Source organism: Ramlibacter albus (genome assembly GCF_014297445.1).
Classification (GTDB): domain Bacteria; phylum Pseudomonadota; class Gammaproteobacteria; order Burkholderiales; family Burkholderiaceae_C; genus Ramlibacter; species Ramlibacter albus.
Window position 1 is genome coordinate 206,763 of the sequence record NZ_JACORU010000004.1, and the last position, 18,911, is coordinate 225,673.

Sequence of the window (18,911 nt, forward strand, 5' to 3'; positions counted from 1 at the left end):
CCCCATCCGCCGGGACTCAACCGACAATGCCGAGTCCCATGAAGAAAACCATCGTCTCCATCGCGCTGTCGGCGCTCGCCTACATGGCGCACGCCGGGGGCATCGAGTCCCTCGAGAATTTCGTCAGGTCCGCGAAAAGCGGCAAGGCGGAATTCACGCAGGTCGTCACCTCGCCCGGCAAGGACGGGCAGGTGCGCACCAAGACGTCCACCGGCACCTTCGAGTTCAGCCGCCCCAACCGCTTCCGCTTCGCCTACAACAAGCCCTTCCAGCAGACCATCGTGGCCGACGGCAAGACGCTGTGGATGCACGACGTGGAGCTGAACCAGGTGACGTCGCGCAGCCAGGAGAAGGTACTGGGCTCCACGCCCGCCGCGCTCATCGCCGCATCGCCGGACCTGGGCGCGTTGCGCAAGGACTTCGACCTGCAGGCGCTGCCCGACAGCAACGGCATGCAGTGGGTGCAGGCCACGCCCAAGGTGAAGGAAGGGCAGTTGAACAACGTGAAGATCGGCTTCAAGGGCAACGACCTGGCGGCGCTGGACATCACCGACGGTTTCGGCCAGCGCTCGCAGATCACGTTCAGCAAGATGGAGCTGAACACCGACATCCCGGCCGCAACGTTCGCCTTCAAGCCGCCCGTGAATGCGGATCTCGTGAAGCAATAGACTCGGGGTGTGACCGCACCCCACGCCCCGCTGGCCGAACGGCTGCGGCCCAAGACGCTCGCCGAAGTCATCGGCCAGCAGCACCTGCTGGGCGAAGGCATGCCGCTGCGCATCGCCTTCGAATCCGGCCAGCCGCACAGCTGCATCCTCTGGGGGCCGCCCGGCACCGGCAAGACGACCGTTGCGCGTTTGATGGCGGAGGCTTTCGACGCACAGTTCATCACCATCAGCGCGGTGCTTGGGGGCGTGAAGGACATCCGCGAGGCGGTGGAGCAGGCCAACATCGCGCGTGCGCATGGCCGCCGCACGATCGTGTTCGTCGACGAGGTGCACCGCTTCAACAAGAGCCAGCAGGACGCCTTCCTGCCGCACGTGGAGTCGGGCCTCTTCACTTTCATCGGCGCGACCACGGAGAACCCGTCGTTCGAAGTGAACTCCGCGCTGCTGTCGCGTGCGGCGGTGTACGTGCTGCAGCCGCTGTCGGAAACCGACCTCGAGCAGATCGTCGCTCGCGCGCAGGCGATCGACGCGGTGCCGCCGATCGAGGACAAGGCGCGCGATCGGCTCATTGCGTACGCAGACGGCGACGCACGCCGCCTCCTCAACACGCTGGAGACGTTGGCCGTCGCGGCCACGAAGGAAAAGCGCCCCGAAGTCACGGACGAATGGCTGCTCAAGATACTGGGCGAGCGCATGCGCCGCTACGACAAGGGCGGCGAGCAGTTCTACGACACGATCAGCGCGCTGCACAAATCGGTGCGGGGCTCCGACCCCGACGCCTCGCTCTACTGGCTGGTGCGCATGCTCGATGGCGGCGCCGACCCGCGCTACATCGCGCGCCGCATGATCCGCATGGCCGCGGAGGACATCGGCCTGGCCGACCCTCGCGCACTGCGCATGGCGCTCGATGCGTCCGAGGTCTACGAGCGGCTTGGTTCACCCGAAGGCGAGCTCGCGCTGGCCGAGTGCATCCTGTACCTCGCGGTCGCGCCCAAGTCGAATGCAGCGTACACGGCGTACAACGAAGCCCGCGCTTTCGTGCGCAAGGACGGCACGCGGCCCGTCCCGTTGCACCTGCGCAATGCGCCGACGAAGTTGATGAAGGACCTGGATTACGGGCGCAACTACCGCTACGCGCATGACGAGGAGGGCGGCTTCGCGGCGGGCGAAAACTACCTGCCCGATGGCATGAAGCCGCCGGGCTTCTATCGCCCGGTCGAACGGGGCCTGGAGATCAGGATCGCGCAGAAGCTGGCGGAACTGGCCGAGCGCAACGCGAATGCGCGGCGCGACAAAAGCTGACCTTCAGCCTTCGGTGATTTCGCGCACGCACGCGCCATGCAAGGTGCGGGTGGCTTCGCGCAGCCTCGCGTAGAGCGCCTGCAACTCGGCGGCCGTGGCCTCGCCGCGCTGGCCGCGCCAGAGGCCATGCGTGTACTCGAAGTGACGGATCATCAGCTCCACCCAGAGTACCGAGAGCTTCGGCAGGCTCGCCGCGAACATGCGCATGTCGTCCATGCACTGCGCGACGAGCTGGTACAGCTCGGGGTCGATGTGCACGCCGGTCATCCGATCGAGTTCGGCCTCGTACGCCTCGAGCGCAGCCGCGAGCTGGAACGCGATGGCGGTGAGTGCGGATGCTTGCGATGCGGACATGGCCAGCCAGTTTACGAGGCGACCGTAGCGCTGTGGGGGCGCGCGAAAAAAAACCTCATGGCAGAGCAACGTGCCCGCGGCGGCAAGGCCAGAATCGAAAAAGTGCAAGTGAGCAGCGGCTTCCTCGTCGTCATCGGCGCCTCCACGGGTGGCATCACCGCGCTGATGGAAATCGCGGCGGCGTTGCCTGCGCGCTTCCCGGCGCCGGTGTGCATCGTGCAGCATGTTGGCAATCACCCGAGCCTGCTGCCGGAGCTGCTTTCGCGCAGCGGGCCCAACCCCGCGAAGCACGCGAGGGACGGCGAACCCCTTGCGCCCGGCATGCTCTACGTGGCGCCGCCGGACCATCACCTCCTGGTGGAAGAGGGCGGCATGCGCATCGCGCGCGGGCCCAAGGAGAACCACACGCGCCCGGCGATCGACCCGCTGTTCCGCTCCGCAGCCGCATCCTGGGGGCCGGGCGCCATCGGTGTCGTGCTGACTGGCCAGCTGGATGACGGCACCGCGGGCCTGCGCGCCATCAAGGAATGCGGCGGCGTCGCCGTGGTGCAGGACCCGAACGAAGCCGTCGAGCCCGACATGCCGCTGAGCGCCCTGCGCAGCGTCGCCGTGGACCACTGCATGCCGGTGCGGGCGATCGCGCAGCTGCTCGTCGAACTCGTGGCGCACGCGACGCCGGCGCGCGCGCCGCCCGTGCCGGCTCGCATCGCACGCGAAACCGCAATCCACCGCGGAGACATGGCCATGGACAACCTGCAGGCGCTTGCCGACCCTTCGCCGCTGACCTGCCCGGACTGCGGCGGCAGCCTCTGGGAAATGCGCGGCGAGTACCCACCGCGCTACCGCTGCCACATCGGCCACGGCTACACGGCCGCGACGCTGGAATCGGCGCAACTGGAATCCGCGGACTACGCGGTCCAGACCACCGTGCGTGCGCTGCGCGAGCGCGAGCTGCTGCTGCGCCGCCTGGCCGGCATCGCGGATGCGACCGGCGACACCGCCCAGGCGGGTGCCGGCCGTGCCGAGGCCGACCGGCTGCGGCGCCGCATCGACGAACTTCGCTCGATCGGCGAGGCCGGCGGGAACGGCGCGAACGGTGCGAACGGCGCGAACGGCGCGCTGCGGCGCTTCGGCCGCGCCGCGCCCCATCACCCCAAGGGGAAGAGATGACGGAGCACCTGCGTCCCGACGGCGCCGAGGAGGGCGTCGCCCAGGAGACGGACAACATCATCCCGAGCAACGGCTACGACAAGGTGCCGCTGGTGGGATTGGGCGGTTCCACGGGCAGCGTCGAGTCGCTGCATGCGTTCTTCGCCACCATGCCGGCGGGCAGCGGCGTGTCGTTCATCTGCCTGGCCAACACGCCGCAAGCGGCGGGCGACCAGCTGGTCGACACGCTCAAGCGCACAACGCGCATGCCGGTCATCGACACGCTCGGGCGGGTCGACGTGCAGCCCAACCGCGTGCTCGTGATCCGCGCCGGCCGCATGCTGCAGTTCTCGGACGGCGAGCTGTGGGTGGAGGAGGTGCCCGCCGCACACGCTTCGAACGTCGCCGTCGACCTCTTCTTCCGCACACTGGCGGACAGCCATGGCCCGCACGCGGCCGCCGTGGTGCTGTCCGGCGTCGACGGCGACGGCGTCATCGGCATCAAGCGCATCAAGGAGCGCGGGGGCCTGACCGTCGCGGAAGACCCCGACCAGGCCCTGCATGGGAGCATGCCGCGCTCGGCGATCGACACCGGGATGGTGGACTGGGTGCTGCCCGTCCCCGAGATGCCGGCGCGATTGCTCTCGTACTTCCGGCTCGAGAAGAACATCCTGCTGCCGCCGGAGGACGGCCCTGCGCTCAAGGGGACGGCGGGCGTGCGACCCGACGACGAGGCACAACTGCGCGATGTGCTGAGCTTCCTGCGCACACGCACCGGCCGCGACTTCACGCACTACAAGCGCGCCACGGTGCTGCGCCGCATCGCCAGGCGCATGCAGGTCAACGGCGTGGACAACCTTGGCGCCTACCTGAACTGCCTGCGCACGCGCCCGGGCGAATCGGCCGCGCTGCTGCAGGACCTGCTGATCAGCGTGACCAACTTCTTCCGCGACGCGGAGTGCTTCTCGGCGCTGGAGAAGCACATCCCCAGCCTGTTCGCCGGCAAGGGCGCGGGCGATGCGGTGCGTGTCTGGACCGTGGCGTGCGCCACGGGCGAGGAGGCGTACAGCGTCGCCATGATGCTGGCCGAGCACGCGCGGACCCTGGAGTCGCCGCCGGTGATCCAGGTGTTCGCCACCGACCTCGACGAGGAGGCGGTGCAGGCGGCACGCGACGGCGTGTACCCGCCCGCGATCGCCGCCGACGTGAGCGAGGAGCGGCTGCGCCGATTCTTCCTGAAGGAGCACCGCGGCTGGCGGGTGCGGCGCGAGCTGCGCGAGCTGGTGCTGTTCGCGATGCACGATGTGCTGAAGGACTCGCCGTTCTCGCGGCTGGACATGGTGACCTGCCGCAACCTGCTGATCTACCTCACGCGCGAGTCGCAGCAGCGCGTGCTGCAGACGCTGCACTTCGGCCTGCTGCCGCACGCCAAGCTGCTGCTCGGCTCGTCGGAGTCCGTCGACGAGGGCAACCCGCTCTTCACGGTGCTGGACAAGAAGCACCGCATCTTCGCGCAGCGGCCTGCGCCCCGCGCGGCGCTCGCGCTGCCCACTGCGCCGGCCACGCTCAAGCTCGCGCTCGAAGCGCAACACGCGGCGCGCGAAGGCCCGATCATCGCGCGGCCCAACTTCGATGTGACGCCGGCCATGCAGCCGCCGCGCCTGCGCGAGCTGGCCCGCGGCGCTTCCTTGGGCGAGGTCCACCTGCAGCTGCTGGAGCAGCTCGCGCCGCCCTCCGTCCTGGTCGACGCCGACTACGACATCCTGCACCTGTCGCCGTCGGCCGGCCGCTTCCTGCAGCTCGGCGGCGGCGAGCCCACGCGCAACCTGCTGCGCGCCCTGCCGGCGCACGTGCGGCTGGAGTTGCGCGCGGCGCTTTACCAGGCCGGGCAGAAGTCGCAGCCTGCCGAGCTGCCGGAGATGCCGGTGGAGGCGGGCGGCACCGTCACGGCGACCACGATCCGGGTCGTGCCCATGCAGGAGGGGGGCCGGCCGCTCTTCCTCGTCACCTTCACCGCGCAGGGGGAGCAGCTTCCGCTCGCCGAGGTCCAGGACGCGCGCCTGGACCCCGACCCGCTGGCGCGCCACCTCGACCGCGAGATGGAGCGGCTGAAGGTGCACCTGCGCGACACGGTGGAGCAGTACGAAGCGTCGACCGAGGAACTCAAGGCCAGCAACGAAGAGTTGCAGGCGATGAACGAGGAGCTGCGCGCCGCGACCGAGGAGCTGGAGACCAGCCGCGAGGAGCTGCAGTCGATCAACGAGGAACTGACCACCGTCAACCAGGAGTTGAAAAGCAAGGTCGAACAGCTGTCGCACGCGAACAGCGACATGCACAACCTGATGGACGCCACGGCGATAGCCACCGTGTTCCTCGACCGCGACCTGAAGATCACGCGCTACACGCCGGCGGCCGTGAGGCTGTTCAACCTGATCCCCACAGACGTCGGCCGGCCGCTCACCGACATGGCGACGCAGCTCGATTACGCGCAGCTCGGCGAGGACGCGCGCAAGATGCTCGAGCGGCTTGTGCCGGTGGAGCGCGAAGTGGACCAGGCCGACGGCAGCTGGTACCTCGCGCGGCTGATGCCGTACCGAACGCTCGACGACCGCATCGCGGGCGTCGTGTTCACCTTCATCGACATCACCGAACGCAAGCAGGCGGAAGAGATGCGCCTGTGGCTGTCGGCCGTGGTCACGGCGACCTCGGACGGCATCATCAGCTTCGCGCTGGACCAGACCATCCTGAGCTGGAATAGCGGCGCCGAGCGGCTTTACGGCTACACCGCCGAAGAGGCGATCGGCCAGCCGCTCACCCTGCTGGCGCCCGTCGACAACGACGGGCAGCAGCAGGTGCTGGCCGAGATCGCGGCCGGCCGCGGGGTCGAGAACCTGGAAGGCGTCCGCACGCGCAAGGACGGCCGCCGCATCCACGTGGCGATCACGGCGTCCCCGATCCGCGACGCCACTGGCCGGGTGCTCGCGGGCACCGCGATCGTGCGCGACATCACGCAGGCGCGCCAGCAGGCCGAAGCCCTGCGCCAGAGCGAGGAACGTTTGCGCCTCGTCATAGAAAACGTTCGCGAGTACGCGATCTTCTCGACCGACCTGCAGCGGCGCATCACGAGCTGGAACACCGGCGCGCAGCACATCCTCGGCTTCGCGGGCGACGAGGCCGTGGGCCGCAGCGCCGACATGGTCTTCACGCCGGAAGACCGCGCGGCCGGCGCGCCCGAGAAGGAAGCGAGCACGGCGCTCGCCGAGGGGCGCGCCTCGGACGAACGCCACCACATGCGCAAGGACGGCACGCGCTTTCGCGGCAGCGGCGTGCTGATGCTGATGCGCGATGCGGCGGGCGAGGCGGTGGGCTTCGTCAAGGTGCTGCGCGACCTGTCGGACCGGCCCCCTTCGCCTTCTGCTTAAGCCGCGCTGCACGGACATTCCGTTCGTGCATGGAGCGATGCCTCCAAGGGTAAACCCCTGCCGCCGCCCGTCTGGCTGTCAGGTGCCGTCGCTACAATCCCCCCCGCAAACCCGTCCTGCACGCATGGCGGGTTTTTTGCTAGATGGCAGAACGCCTCACAAAGGCGGCGCACAAGAAACGGAGAACACCCGAATGGAAATCCTGCTTCAGCAGATCATCAACGGTCTGGTCCTGGGCAGCATGTACGCCCTGGTGGCCCTCGGCTACACCATGGTGTACGGCATCATCAACCTGATCAACTTCGCGCACGGCGAGGTGCTGATGGTGGGGGCGCTCACCAGCTGGCAGGTGATCGTCTGGATGCAGGAGTCGATGCCGGGCATGCCCGGATGGCTGATGCTGCTGCTGTCGGTCATCATCGCGTGCATCGTCGCGGCCGCCCTGAACTTCGCGATCGAGAAGGTGGCGTACCGGCCGCTTCGCAACAGCCCCAAGCTTGCACCGCTGATCACGGCCATCGGCATGTCGATCCTGCTGCAGACGGTGGCGATGATCATCTTCAAGCCGAACTACAAGCCGTACCCCACGCTGCTGCCGCCGCACCCGTTCAACGTGGGCGGCGCGGTGATCACCAGCACGCAGATCATGATCCTGGCGGTGACGGCGATCTCGCTGGCCGTGCTGATGTACCTGGTGAACCACACGCGCCTGGGCCGCGCGATGCGCGCGACGGCGGAGAACCCGCGCGTGGCCGCGCTCATGGGCGTGAAGCCCGACATGGTCATCTCGGCGACATTCATCATCGGCGCGATCCTCGCCACCATCGCGGGCGTGATGTGGGCGTCGAACTACGGCACGGTGCAGCACACCATGGGCTTCCTGCCGGGGCTGAAGGCCTTCACGGCCGCCGTGTTCGGCGGCATCGGCAACCTGGCCGGCGCGGTGGTGGGCGGCATCCTGCTGGGGATCGTGGAGGCGATCGGCTCGGGCTACATCGGCACGCTCACGGGCGGCGTGCTGGGCAGCCACTACGCCGACATCTTCGCTTTCATCGTGCTCATCATCATGCTGACGCTGCGGCCTTCCGGCCTGCTCGGCGAACGTGTCGCGGACCGCGCCTGAGGAGGACCTGCAAATGATGGACTGGATCAACAGGCAGAACCACTGGGTCGTCAAGGCGGTGGGCCTCGCGCTGCTGCTCGTGCTGCCGATCGTGCTGCAGTACTTCGGCAACTTCTGGGTGCGCATCGCCGACACGGCATTGCTCTACGTGCTGCTGGCGCTCGGGCTGAACATCGTCGTGGGCTACGCGGGCTTGCTGGACCTGGGCTACGTGGCCTTCTTCGCGATCGGCGCGTACATGTACGGCCTGCTCGCGTCGCCGCACCTGACCGAACACTTCCAGTGGTTCATGCAGGCCTTCCCCGAAGGGCTGCACATGCCGCTGTGGGTCTGCATCCCGGCGGGGGCGGCGCTGGCGGGCATCTTCGGCGTGCTGCTCGGCGCGCCGACGCTCAAGCTGCGCGGCGACTACCTCGCGATCGTGACGCTCGGCTTCGGCGAGATCATCCGCGTGTTCATGAACAACCTCGACCAGCCGGTGAACATCACCAACGGCCCGAAGGGGCTGGGGCAGATCGACAGCATCAAGTTCTTCGGCCTGAACCTGGGCAAGACGCACGACCTGCTCGGCTTCGACATGTCGGCGGTGACCAACTACTACTACCTGTTCCTGCTGCTGGTGATCGGCAGCGTGGTCGTGTGCCACCGGCTGGAGCTCTCGCGCATCGGCCGCGCGTGGATGGCGATCCGCGAGGACGAGATCGCGGCCAAGGCCATGGGCATCAACACCCGCAACATGAAGCTGCTGGCGTTCGGCATGGGTGCCACGTTCGGCGGCGTGTCGGGTTCGATGTTCGCGGCGTTCCAGGGCTTCATCTCGCCGGAGTCGTTCGGCTTGATGGAGTCGGTGATGATCGTCGCGATGGTGGTGCTGGGCGGCATCGGCCACTTGCCCGGCGTGATCCTCGGGGCGGTGCTGCTCTCGGCGCTGCCCGAGGTGCTGCGATGGGTGTCGGGCGAGCTGGACCTGCAGCGCCTCACTGACGGGCGCCTGGACGCATCGATCCTGCGCCAGCTGCTGATCGCACTGGCGATGATCGTGGTGATGCTGCTGCGCCCGCGGGGCCTCTGGCCGACGCCGGAGCACGGCAAGACGCTCGCGCAGCCGAAGTAAGGGGGGGAGGACATGGTAGACACCGTTCTCCGCGTCGCGGGCATTTCCAAGCGCTTCGGCGGCCTGCAGGCCCTCTCCGACGTGGGGCTCACCATCGAGCGCGGCCAGGTCTACGGCCTGATCGGCCCCAACGGCGCCGGCAAGACGACCTTCTTCAACGTGATCACGGGCCTGTACACACCCGACAGCGGCACGTTCGAACTCGCGGGCAAGCCCTACCAGCCGACGGCCGTGCACGAAGTGGCCAAGGCCGGCATCGCGCGCACCTTCCAGAACATCCGGCTCTTCGCGGAAATGACCGCGCTGGAGAACGTGATGGTGGGCCGGCACATCCGCACCGGTTCGGGGCTGATGGGCGCGATCTTCCGCACCAAGGGCTTCCTCGAGGAGGAAGCGGCCATCACGACGCGCGCCCGCGAACTGCTCGAGTACGTCGGCATCGGCAAGTTCGCCGACTACAAGGCGCGCACGCTGTCGTACGGCGACCAGCGCCGGCTGGAGATCGCGCGTGCGCTGGCCACCGACCCGCAGCTCATCGCGCTGGACGAGCCGGCCGCAGGCATGAACTCCACCGAGAAGGTGGTGTTGCGCGAGCTGATCGACCGCATCCGCAAGGACGACCGCACCATCCTGCTGATCGAGCACGACGTGAAGCTGGTGATGGGTCTGTGCGACCGTGTGACCGTGCTCGACTACGGCAAGCAGATCGCCGAGGGCTCGCCCTACGACGTGCAGCGCAACGAGAAGGTGATCGAGGCCTACCTGGGCCAAAGCCATGCGAAGCCGGGCGAGCCGAACCCGGTCGTGAACGGAGAAGAAGAATGAGCGCGGGAGAAGTGCTGCTGAAAGTGAGCAACCTGAAGGTTGCGTATGGCGGCATCCAGGCCGTCAAGGGCGTGGACTTCGAGGTGCGCGAGGGCGAGCTGGTCACGCTGATCGGCTCCAACGGCGCCGGCAAGACGACGACGATGAAGGCCATCACCGGCCTTCTTGGCATCAACGACGGCGACATCCAGTACCTGGGCAAGAGCATCCGCGGCAAGGGCGCATGGGACCTCGTCAAGCAGGGCCTCGCGATGGTGCCCGAGGGCCGAGGCGTGTTCACGCGCATGACCATCGTCGAGAACCTGCAGATGGGTGCGCACATCCGCACCGACAAGGACGGAATTGCTTCGGACATGGAGAAGGTGTTCGCCACCTTCCCGCGCCTGAAGGAGCGCGCCATGCAGCTGGCCGGCACGATGTCCGGCGGCGAGCAGCAGATGCTCGCGATGGGCCGGGCGCTCATGAGCCGCCCCAAGGTGCTGCTGATGGACGAGCCCTCGATGGGCCTGTCGCCGATCATGGTCGACAAGATCTTCGAGGTGGTGCGCGACGTGCATGCGCAGGGCGTGACCATCCTGCTCGTCGAGCAGAACGCGAGCCGCGCGCTGGAGATCGCCGACCGCGGCTACGTGATGGAGTCCGGGCTGATCACGATGTCCGGCGAAGCCAAGCAGATGCTCAGCGACCCGAAGGTGCGCGCGGCGTACCTGGGTGAGTAGCTCTCAGTAGCGCAGTTGCAGGCCGAGGCTGGTGGACCGCACCGCCCCGCTGCCCGGCCGCAGGTCATAGCTGTCCCAAGCGATCGTCGCGGAGGCGCGCGGCGAGAAGTCCCAGCTCACGCCGGCGCCGTATGCGAGGCCGAAGCCGGCGTCCGCACCGAGCGCGTACGTCCTCACGTGGCTCGTCGAGCCGACCTTGCCGAACAGGTTGAAGCTGGTGTCGCCGACGCTGGCGCGGCCGACGAAGCTGAGTTCCTCGCACGAACCGCCGGGTGAGAAGCAGGGCACGCGGAAGTCGGTGCGGTTGAGCGACAGGCCGAGCGCAGTGCGCCCCCACCAATGGTCCCTGACCGGCCCCGAGTACAGCTGTGTGCTCGACGTCTGCGCCGTGCCGAGTGCCGGCAGCACGGCCGCGGCAGCGATCACGAGGTGTCGAAGCACGGGTCGCAGCGCGGGCATGGTGCACTCCTGCTGTTGCTTGGAGTAACCAATCTACGCTGCGGCTGAGGCTGGCCGTGTCGGACAAGTCCCACGCTGCGGTAGGACAGCCCGCTCAGTCGACCTTGGCGCCGGAGGCCTTGACGACCTTCTCGTACTTGGCCAGCTCCGCCTTCATGAATGCGGCGAACTCGTCGGGCGTGTTCGTCACGGGCTCGGCCATGAGCGTCGCGAAGCGCGTCTTCGCCTCGGGGCTCTGCAGCGCGGTTACGAACGCGTGGTTCATCTTCTGGATCACGTCGCGCGGCGTGCCGGCCGGTGCGACGAGGCCCCACCACGTGTCGATCGCGAAGCCCTTGAGCGTGTCGGCGACCGGGGGAACCTCCGGCAGGTTCGGCGAGCGCGCCAGCGTGGTCACCGCCAGCGGCTTGAGCTTGCCGGACTTGATGTTCGGCGCGGCCGTGGCGAGGTTGTCGAAGTTGAAGTCGACTTGGCCCGACAGCAGGGCAAGCTGCGCGGGGTTGCCGCCGTTGTATGGGATGTGCACGACGAAGATGCCCGCGTCGCGCTTGAACATCTCGCCGGCCAGGTGGCCTGCGCTGCCGTTGCCGCCGCTGCCGTAATTCAGCTTGGCCGGGTTGGCCTTCGCGTACCTGATCAAGTCGGCGACGGTGTTGATCTTCAGCCGCGCCGCCGTTTCCGCGTTCATGACGAGCACGTTCGGCACGCGCACCATCTGCGTGATCGCGGCGAAGTCCTTCACCGCGTCGTAGGGCATCTTGCTGAACAGCCACGGGTTGATCGCATGCGTGGCGACGGCCGAGATGCCGATGGTGGTGCCGTCCGGCGCGGCCTTGGCGACGAGGTCGGCACCGATGTTGCCGCCGCCGCCCGGCTTGTTGTCGATGATTACCGGGCCGAGGGTGTCCTTCACGCGCTCGGCCAGCAGGCGCGCGGTGACGTCGATGGGGCCGCCGGGCGCATAGGGGACGATGAGGCGGATCGGCTTCGCCTGCGCGAAGACGGGCGCTGCAACGGAAGCGGCGAGCGTGGAGAGGAGGAGGTGTCTGCGTTTCATGGGTACTGCTTACTTGCCGTGTTTGTCGGCCTCGGTCGTGAACGAGTCGGCATAGAAATCTTCCGGGGGCAGCTTGCACACCGCGCTGTACTCGGCCCGCGCCGAATCCACCACGATCGGCGCGCCGCAGGCATAGACCTGGTGGCCCGAGAGGTCGGGGAAGTCTTCCATCACCGCCTTGTGAACGAAGCCCGTGCGGCCGGTCCAGTTGTCCTCCGGCAGGGCGTTGGAGATGACGGGTACGTATTTCAGCTGCGGCATCTCGGCCAGGCGTGCCTTCACCCACTCGTCCATGTAGAGGTCCGACGGCCTGCGGCCGCCCCAGTACAGCGTGGCGGGGCGCGTGATGCCCTTGAACTGCATGTGTTCGATGAGTGCCTTGATCGGCGCGAAGCCGGTGCCCGAGGCCAGCAGCACCATCGGCTTGCCGGAATCCTCGCGCAGGTAGAAGCTGCCGAACGGACCCTCCACGCGCAGGATCTCCTTTTCCTTCATCGCGGTGAACACGTGGTCCGTGAACTTGCCGCCGGGCATGTGGCGGATGTGCAGCTCGACGCCGGGGCCGTTGTGCGGCGCGTTCGCCATCGAGTAGCTGCGCCGCGCGCCGTCGCGCAGGATGAACTCGATGTACTGGCCCGCGTGGTAGCGCATGGTGTCGTTGGCCGGCAGTTGCAGCTTGACGACCATCACGTCGTGCGAAACCTTCTCGAGCGAGAGCACGCGCGAGGGCATCTTGCGCACGGGGAACGCGCTCTCGTCGGTGACCTGGCGCGACTCGAGCACCACGTCCGTCTGCGGCACGCCGCAGCAGGTGAGGATGAAGCCCGCGGCTTCCTCCTCGGCCGACAGGGCCTTGCTCTGGTGCTCGCCGTGCACGACGGTGCCTTCGAGCTTCTTGCACTTGCAGGAGCCGCAGGCGCCGTCCTTGCAGCCGTAGGGCATGCCGATGCCCTGGCGGATCGCGGCCTGCAGGATGGGTTCGCCTTCATTGGCGGCGAACGCGCGCCCGCTGGGCTGCACCGTGATCTGGAAAGGGCCGGCGCTCATGTTTGTGGGTATCCTTCGCTCTCTTTGCTTTGGTCGACGCCCCCGGATTTTGCCCTCAAACCAGAACCCCCTCGGCGCCTTGCCCGGCCGCTTCCGCCGCGAGCGGCTCCTCATCGTGGGATGCGGCGACGTCGGCTTGCGGGTCGCGCGCGCAGTGGCGGGACGCATGCGGGTGTTCGCGCTGACATCGTCGCCGGAGCGCGTGACCGCCTTGCGCGAGCGCGGGATCACGCCGCTGCGCGGAAACCTGGACGAAGCGGCGACGCTCGGGCGCCTGGCTGCGCTGGGCACGCGTGTGGTCCACCTCGCGCCGCCGCGCTCCGAGGGCGACGCGCAGTGGTGGCGCGACGCGCGCACCGCGGCGCTGCTGCGCGCGTTGCGGTTGCGTTCGCCGCCCGTGTCGCTGGTATATGCGTCCACGAGCGGCGTGTACGGGGACCGCGGCGGCGCGCTCGTCGCCGAAGATGCGCTGATCGCGCCGGCGACGCCGCGTGCGCAGCGCCGCGCGGATGCGGAACGGCTGGTGCGCCATTTCGGCCGTACAACCGGTGTTCGCTCGGCGATCCTGCGCATACCGGGCATCTACGCGCCGGACCGCAGTGGCGGCACGCCCCGCGACCGGCTGCTCAAGGGCACGCCGGTGCTGCAGGCGCGCGACGACGTGTACACGAACCATATCCATGCCGACGACCTTGCGCGTGCACTCGTGGCGTCGATGTGGCGGGCCCGTCCCCTGCGCGTCTACAACGCCAACGACGACACCGAGATGAAGATGGGCGAGTACTTCGACCTCGCCGCCGACATCTATGGGCTGCCACGGCCGCCCCGCGTGCCACGCAGCACCGCGCAGGAGCAGCTGCCGCTGGTGCTCCTGAGTTTCATGGGCGAATCGCGCCGCATGGACAACACGCGCATGAAGCGCGAGCTGCGCGTCGCGCTGCGCTACCCCACCGTGCGCGAGGGGCTGGCCGGCGGTTGATCAGATGCCGCCCGGCTTGCGGATGACCGTCATGCGGTCCACCGCCTTGATCGTGAACTGGCGGATCGTGCTGCCCTGGAGCACCGTGAGCTGCACCTCGTCGTCGGGGTTGGCGTGCTGCCAGAGGCGCTTGTAGAAGGTTTCCAGCGAGTCGATGCGCGTGCCGTCGATGGCGAGCAGCACGTCGCCCGGCTCCAGCCCGGCCGCCTGGGCGGGGCTGTCGGGTGCGATGCGCACGACTTGCACGCGGCCGCCCTGCTCGGTGGAACTCACGCCCAGCCACGGGCGCCGGCTGGCGCGCGTCGTGCCGTTTTGCTGCAGCTCCGCGAGGATCGGCTTGAGCAGGTCCACCGGCACGAACATGTTGCCGGGCAGCCGGCGCCCGTCGCCGAGGGCGTCGCCCACGAACAGGCTGCCGATGCCGAGCAGCTCGCCGCGCTGGTTGAAGAGGGGCGCGCCGCTGTGGTTGCCGATGGGAGGGCTGGTGAACACGGCGGACTCGATGTGGTATTCCCAGTAGCCGGAGAACGGGCGCGTGTTCACGAGGTGCGTCATCGCGACGTCGCCTTCGGTGCCGCCGATGGCTGCCATCAGGGCATCCCCTTGCTTGAGCCCATCGACCGACCCGAGGGGCACCGGCCGGACCCCGCGTAGCGGCAATACCGGCCGCAGCAGGCCGAAGCCGGTCGCCAGGTCGTATGCGACCGGGCGGGCGGGTACGGTGCGGCCGTCCTGCGTGACCAGCTGGATGTTGTCGGCTTCGAGCATCAGGTAGCCGATGGTGAGCACGAGGCCGTCGGGGCCGATGACCACGCCCGAGCCGGCGCGCTCTCGCCCCAGCGTGTCCGCGGAGCGCGCGCCCTCGGCCGCGCGGACCTGCACGCCGACCACGGCTGCATGCGCCTGCGTGAGGGCTTCGATCATGGCCTGCGGTGTGACAGGCGTCACTGCGGCTTCACAGGCAATTGACAAGAATGTCAGCGAAAGGGCAAGCGCGCGCAGCAGCATGGCCGGCCTCCTTGGGGCGGGGCGTTGCAGCCAGCATGCGCGAAAGGCGCCCGGATCGCAAGTTGCGCTTGGGAGCGCGGTGGGGTCTGGCATAAGATGGCGGCTTTTCCGCTGGCCGGCTGGGTTGAATAAGAGATGTTTGTGAAGAAAACTTGTTGCAGGTGGGTCGTGGCCGCGGCGGTTGCATGGGGAGCGGCAACCGTTGCAGTGGCGCAGGTGGGGGGCGCGGCTGCGCCTGCGACGCCGGTCTCGCCGCTTGCGCCGGCTCCTGTAGTGCCGGGGGCGGCGGTGCCCGCGCCCGCGATGCCGTCAACGCCGACCTTGCAGGGTCCGCAGCGTCCCTCCCAGCCGGGGGAGAAGCCCGCGGCGGAGGGCGCCGACTCCAAGGCGAAGGATTTCCCGCGCGGGGGCGTCGAGCTGCCCGCGCTGCAGTCGACCGAGTTCGAGCGGTTCGTGCGCGAGGCAACCGGTCGCTCCCTGCCTCTTTTTGGCTACAACCTCTTTTCGGCGGGCGGTTTCCCCGCGCTCCAGAACGTACCGGTCTCGGCCGATTACGTGATCGGCCCGGGCGACGAGGTCAATCTCAAGGTGTGGGGCGCCGTCGATGCGGACTTGCGCCTTCCCGTGGACCGCAACGGCCAGATCTCCATTCCTCGCGTCGGTTCGATGAATGTCGCCGGCCTCAGGGCTTCGCAGCTCGAAGGTGCGCTGCGTGCGCAAATCGGCCGTGTGTACAACAACTTCCAGTTGAGCGCCGCACTGGGGCAGCTGCGCTCGATCCAGATCTTCGTGGTCGGCCAGGCGCGGCAGCCGGGGACGTACACGGTGTCGAGCCTCTCGACGCTGGTCAGCGCGCTGTTCGACGTGGGAGGGCCGTCAGCCACGGGTTCGATGCGCAACATCCAGCTGCGCCGCGACGGCCGGATCGTCAGCACGCTGGACATGTACCGGTTCATCTCCGAGGGCGACAAGTCGGCGGATGCCAAGCTGCTGCCTGGCGATGTCATCGTGATCCCGCCGGCCGGGCCGCGCGTGGCGCTGACCGGTGCGACGGACAGCCCCGCGATCTACGAGCTGGCCGGCGCGGAGGAGCCGCTGGGCAAGCTGCTGTCGTATGCGGGCCGCACCAACGTGCTGACCACGCCGCAGAAGGTTCACATCGAGCGGGTCGATGCGACTCGCGCGAAAGCGCCTCGAATCGTCGAGGATCGCGCCCTGGATGCGAAGGGCCTGCAGAGCACCGTTCGCGACGGGGATGTGATCACCTTGTTCAGGATCAGCCCTGAGTTCGGCAATGCCGTGACGTTGCGCGGCAACGTCGCCGCACCCCTTCGCTATTCCTGGCGTCCGGGGATGAAGGTGTCCGACCTCATCCCCGAACGCGACGCACTGATCGTCCCCGACTACTACGTGCGGCGGAACATGCTCGTGCAATTCGAGTCCGGCCGCCGGGTGAGCGACACGCGCATCCAGGCCGAGGTCAAGAACCTCGTCGAGGAGATCAACTGGGACTACGCCGTCGTCGAGCGACTGGACCCGCGCGAGATCCGCTCGCAGCTCATTCCGTTCAACCTGGCCAAGGCCGTCATCAACAAGGATCCCGCCAACGATCTGCCATTGCAGCCCGGGGACGTGGTGACCGTATTCGGGGTCAACGATCTGCCGATACCCGTTCACAAGCGGTCCCAGTACGTGCGGATCTCCGGGGAGATCAACGTCCCCGGCGTGTACCAGATCCTTCCTGGGGAGACGCTCGACCGCCTGGTTGTTCGCGCGGGCGGCTTCAGTACAAATGCCTATCCGTATGGAATGGTTTTCACGCGCGAGTCGACGCGCCAGCAACAACAGAGGAACCTGGACCAGGCAATCCGTCGGATGCAGGCCGAAATTGCCTCGCAGGCGAGCCGTGCGATTCAGTCGGTTTCGACCCCCGAGGACAACCGGCTCTATGTGGAGAACTACACACGGCGCGACATCGTGGCGAAGCTGCAGAGCCTGAGGGCCAGTGGTCGGATCGCACTCGAGCTTTCACCCGAAAGCCCCGCGGTGCCGCCGGTTGCCCTCGAAGATGGCGACGAGATCAGCGTACCACCCATGCCGAGTTTTGTCGGGGTCTTCGGCGCCGTCACGGCTGAGACCTCATTCCTGCACCGCTACAACTTCTCGGTTCGCGATTACCTCGATCGCGCAGGCCCGACGCGAGATGCCGACTTCGATTCGGTCTCCATCGTCCGGGCGGATGGCACCGTCGAGAGCGAGAGTTCGGGCGGGCGCGGCCCGTTCACGTGGTTCGGCAGCAGCGTGCTGGACCGGCGCGTGAATCCGGGCGATACCGTTTTCGTGCCCGAAAAGTTCGACAAGCGCAGTCCCTACACGCGTTTCATCGAAGGGGTGAAGGACTGGACCACGATCTTCTACCAGTTCGGCCTTGGCATTGCCGCCATCAAGGTGTTGCGGGATTGATCGCATGAGCGCTGTGGACATCACTGCCCCGCACCATCACGGGCCCGGCAACGACGATGGCGAGATTCGCCTGATGGACATCCTGGCGATCCTGGGCGAACAGAAGAAGTTGATCGCGTCCGTGGCGGCGACCTGCACCGCAATCGGCCTGGCGGTTGCACTGCTTCTGCAACCCATCTTCACCGGCCGTACCGTGCTCTTGCCGCCGCAGGGACAAGGGGCGTCTTCGGCAGCATTGGCTTCGCTTGGCGCCTTGGCAGCCACCATAGGTGTAGGCGGCGCCGTGAAGGCGCCCGAGGAACTGTACGTCGGGCTCCTGAAGAGCGATTCGGTCTTGAACGAACTCGTCGAGCAGTTCAAGCTGCGCGAGCGCTACGAAGTCAAGCTTGCCCAGGACGCGCGCCGGGCCCTTGCCGGGAATTCACGGTTCACCGTGGATCGGAAGTCGACGCTCGTCACCGTCGAAGTGGATGATCCCGACCCCGCGTTCGCCGCCCAACTGGCCAATGCCTACGCCGACCAGCTTCGCAAGCTGATGACCCGCATTGGCGTTACTGAGGCCCAGCAGCGCCGCATCTATTTCGAGCAGCAGATCGAGCAGTCCAAGAACGATCTCGCAAAGGCCGAGCTCGCACTGAAACAGGCGCAGGACAGGACCGGCCTGGCAAGCATCGATGCACAGACGCAGACGACGATTTCTGCCGCTGCGCAGATTCGAGCGCAGATGGTGACGCGCGAAGTGCAGTTGCGTGCCTTGCAGCCCTACGCTGGACCGGAGAACGTGGAGATCAAGCGCCTGCAGTCCGAGCTGGCAAGCCTGCGCACGCAACTCGGCCGGATCGAAGGAGGCGTTGGCGATGCGGCTGCGGGCTCCGGCCGTGAGAGCGGCCAGGCACTTGCCAATGCCCGCCTTTTTCGAGAGATGAAATACCAGGAAGCCGTCTACTCCGCCATGATGCAGCAGCTCCAGTTGGCCCGCGCCGACGAAGCGCGCGATGCGCCTCTCATCCAACAAGTGGACGTCGCAAAGCCGCCCGAGCGTAAAAGCAAGCCGAGGCGGGCTATCATCGTCCTCCTTTCCGCGGCGTTCGGGCTGCTGGCCGGCCTGGCGTTCGCTTTTGCGAGGAACGCGGTGCGCGCGGCGAAGCAGGATCCGGAGCGCGCGCGCGAATGGCAGGCAGTCGCCCGCGCATGGTCGTTGCGCCGGGGTTCGTGATCGGAT

The 18,911-nt window shown here is 67.7% G+C and carries 16 protein-coding genes; 11 read left to right on the plus strand and 5 right to left on the minus strand.

The annotated features are described in order from the left end of the window. The first annotated feature begins 38 nt into the window (after window positions 1-38). Both lolA and H8R02_RS12730 read left to right on the plus strand, forming a co-directional pair. Window positions 39-668, plus strand: a complete 630-nt coding sequence (gene lolA, locus H8R02_RS12725) for an outer membrane lipoprotein periplasmic chaperone LolA (protein WP_187081802.1) — start codon at window positions 39-41, stop codon at window positions 666-668. A gap of 9 nt (window positions 669-677) precedes the next feature. Then, window positions 678-1,970 (plus strand): replication-associated recombination protein A, encoded by a 1,293-nt coding sequence (locus H8R02_RS12730; protein WP_187081803.1) that lies wholly within the window; start codon window positions 678-680, stop codon window positions 1,968-1,970. Window positions 1,971-1,973: 3 nt separating this feature from the next. Here H8R02_RS12730 and H8R02_RS12735 read toward each other — a convergent pair whose 3' ends face one another. After that, the gene (locus H8R02_RS12735; RefSeq protein ID WP_187081804.1) at window positions 1,974-2,324 is read right to left on the minus strand and encodes a hypothetical protein; all 351 of its coding nucleotides are present in this window, start codon (window positions 2,322-2,324) and stop codon (window positions 1,974-1,976) included. 57 nt (window positions 2,325-2,381) lie between these two features. On the opposite strand from H8R02_RS12735, the gene H8R02_RS12740 reads away from it, so the two are divergent. From H8R02_RS12740 to H8R02_RS12765, 6 genes are all read left to right on the plus strand, one after another. After that, the gene (locus H8R02_RS12740) at window positions 2,382-3,494 is read left to right on the plus strand and encodes a chemotaxis protein CheB (protein ID WP_187081805.1); all 1,113 of its coding nucleotides are present in this window, start codon (window positions 2,382-2,384) and stop codon (window positions 3,492-3,494) included. Further along, on the plus strand, window positions 3,491-6,895 hold the full coding sequence (locus H8R02_RS12745) for a PAS domain S-box protein (protein ID WP_187081806.1): 3,405 nt from the start codon (window positions 3,491-3,493) through the stop codon (window positions 6,893-6,895). Before H8R02_RS12740 ends, H8R02_RS12745 begins: the two co-directional genes overlap by 4 nt. A gap of 193 nt (window positions 6,896-7,088) precedes the next feature. After that, complete coding sequence (locus H8R02_RS12750; protein ID WP_187081807.1) at window positions 7,089-8,018, plus strand: branched-chain amino acid ABC transporter permease; 930 nt, start codon at window positions 7,089-7,091, stop codon at window positions 8,016-8,018. A gap of 13 nt (window positions 8,019-8,031) precedes the next feature. Beyond that, complete coding sequence (locus H8R02_RS12755) at window positions 8,032-9,132, plus strand: branched-chain amino acid ABC transporter permease (RefSeq protein WP_187081808.1); 1,101 nt, start codon at window positions 8,032-8,034, stop codon at window positions 9,130-9,132. Window positions 9,133-9,144: 12 nt separating this feature from the next. Further along, window positions 9,145-9,957, plus strand: coding sequence for an ABC transporter ATP-binding protein (locus tag H8R02_RS12760; RefSeq protein WP_187081809.1), 813 nt, complete (start codon window positions 9,145-9,147; stop codon window positions 9,955-9,957). Beyond that, the gene (locus tag H8R02_RS12765) at window positions 9,954-10,676 is read left to right on the plus strand and encodes an ABC transporter ATP-binding protein (protein ID WP_187081810.1); all 723 of its coding nucleotides are present in this window, start codon (window positions 9,954-9,956) and stop codon (window positions 10,674-10,676) included. Before H8R02_RS12760 ends, H8R02_RS12765 begins: the two co-directional genes overlap by 4 nt. 3 nt (window positions 10,677-10,679) lie before the next feature. Here H8R02_RS12765 and H8R02_RS12770 read toward each other — a convergent pair whose 3' ends face one another. From H8R02_RS12770 to H8R02_RS12780, 3 genes are all read right to left on the minus strand, one after another. Next, on the minus strand, window positions 10,680-11,135 hold the full coding sequence (locus tag H8R02_RS12770) for a hypothetical protein (protein ID WP_187081811.1): 456 nt from the start codon (window positions 11,133-11,135) through the stop codon (window positions 10,680-10,682). 94 nt (window positions 11,136-11,229) lie between these two features. Next, window positions 11,230-12,192, minus strand: a complete 963-nt coding sequence (locus H8R02_RS12775; RefSeq protein WP_187081812.1) for a Bug family tripartite tricarboxylate transporter substrate binding protein — start codon at window positions 12,190-12,192, stop codon at window positions 11,230-11,232. 9 nt (window positions 12,193-12,201) lie between these two features. Then, on the minus strand, window positions 12,202-13,239 hold the full coding sequence (locus tag H8R02_RS12780) for a CDP-6-deoxy-delta-3,4-glucoseen reductase (protein WP_187081813.1): 1,038 nt from the start codon (window positions 13,237-13,239) through the stop codon (window positions 12,202-12,204). Window positions 13,240-13,288: 49 nt separating this feature from the next. Between H8R02_RS12780 and H8R02_RS12785 the strand changes: the two genes are divergently transcribed. After that, window positions 13,289-14,218, plus strand: coding sequence for an NAD-dependent epimerase/dehydratase family protein (locus tag H8R02_RS12785; RefSeq protein WP_187081814.1), 930 nt, complete (start codon window positions 13,289-13,291; stop codon window positions 14,216-14,218). Here the strand turns inward: H8R02_RS12785 and H8R02_RS12790 are convergent, their stop codons facing one another. After that, a complete protein-coding gene (locus tag H8R02_RS12790) occupies window positions 14,219-15,142 on the minus strand; it encodes a S1C family serine protease (protein WP_255429321.1) in 924 nt (307 codons plus the stop codon). Window positions 15,143-15,361: 219 nt separating this feature from the next. Here H8R02_RS12790 and H8R02_RS12795 point away from each other — a divergent pair, with 219 nt between their 5' ends. Both H8R02_RS12795 and H8R02_RS12800 read left to right on the plus strand, forming a co-directional pair. Beyond that, complete coding sequence (locus H8R02_RS12795; protein ID WP_187081816.1) at window positions 15,362-17,689, plus strand: polysaccharide biosynthesis/export family protein; 2,328 nt, start codon at window positions 15,362-15,364, stop codon at window positions 17,687-17,689. Window positions 17,690-17,693: 4 nt separating this feature from the next. Continuing rightward, window positions 17,694-18,905, plus strand: a complete 1,212-nt coding sequence (locus H8R02_RS12800; RefSeq protein WP_187081817.1) for a GumC family protein — start codon at window positions 17,694-17,696, stop codon at window positions 18,903-18,905. The last annotated feature ends 6 nt before the right edge of the window (window positions 18,906-18,911 follow it).

Coding starts and splice junctions, on each gene's coding strand:
- lolA (WP_187081802.1), top strand. CDS start 39: ATGAAGAAAACCATCGTCTCCATCGCGCTGTCGGCGCTCGCCTACATG.
- H8R02_RS12735 (WP_187081804.1), bottom strand. CDS start 2,324: ATGTCCGCATCGCAAGCATCCGCACTCACCGCCATCGCGTTCCAGCTC.
- H8R02_RS12740 (WP_187081805.1), top strand. CDS start 2,382: ATGGCAGAGCAACGTGCCCGCGGCGGCAAGGCCAGAATCGAAAAAGTG.
- H8R02_RS12745 (WP_187081806.1), top strand. CDS start 3,491: ATGACGGAGCACCTGCGTCCCGACGGCGCCGAGGAGGGCGTCGCCCAG.
- H8R02_RS12750 (WP_187081807.1), top strand. CDS start 7,089: ATGGAAATCCTGCTTCAGCAGATCATCAACGGTCTGGTCCTGGGCAGC.
- H8R02_RS12755 (WP_187081808.1), top strand. CDS start 8,032: ATGATGGACTGGATCAACAGGCAGAACCACTGGGTCGTCAAGGCGGTG.
- H8R02_RS12760 (WP_187081809.1), top strand. CDS start 9,145: ATGGTAGACACCGTTCTCCGCGTCGCGGGCATTTCCAAGCGCTTCGGC.
- H8R02_RS12765 (WP_187081810.1), top strand. CDS start 9,954: ATGAGCGCGGGAGAAGTGCTGCTGAAAGTGAGCAACCTGAAGGTTGCG.
- H8R02_RS12770 (WP_187081811.1), bottom strand. CDS start 11,135: ATGCCCGCGCTGCGACCCGTGCTTCGACACCTCGTGATCGCTGCCGCG.
- H8R02_RS12775 (WP_187081812.1), bottom strand. CDS start 12,192: ATGAAACGCAGACACCTCCTCCTCTCCACGCTCGCCGCTTCCGTTGCA.
- H8R02_RS12780 (WP_187081813.1), bottom strand. CDS start 13,239: ATGAGCGCCGGCCCTTTCCAGATCACGGTGCAGCCCAGCGGGCGCGCG.
- H8R02_RS12790 (WP_255429321.1), bottom strand. CDS start 15,142: ATGATCGAAGCCCTCACGCAGGCGCATGCAGCCGTGGTCGGCGTGCAG.
- H8R02_RS12795 (WP_187081816.1), top strand. CDS start 15,362: ATGTTTGTGAAGAAAACTTGTTGCAGGTGGGTCGTGGCCGCGGCGGTT.
- H8R02_RS12800 (WP_187081817.1), top strand. CDS start 17,694: ATGAGCGCTGTGGACATCACTGCCCCGCACCATCACGGGCCCGGCAAC.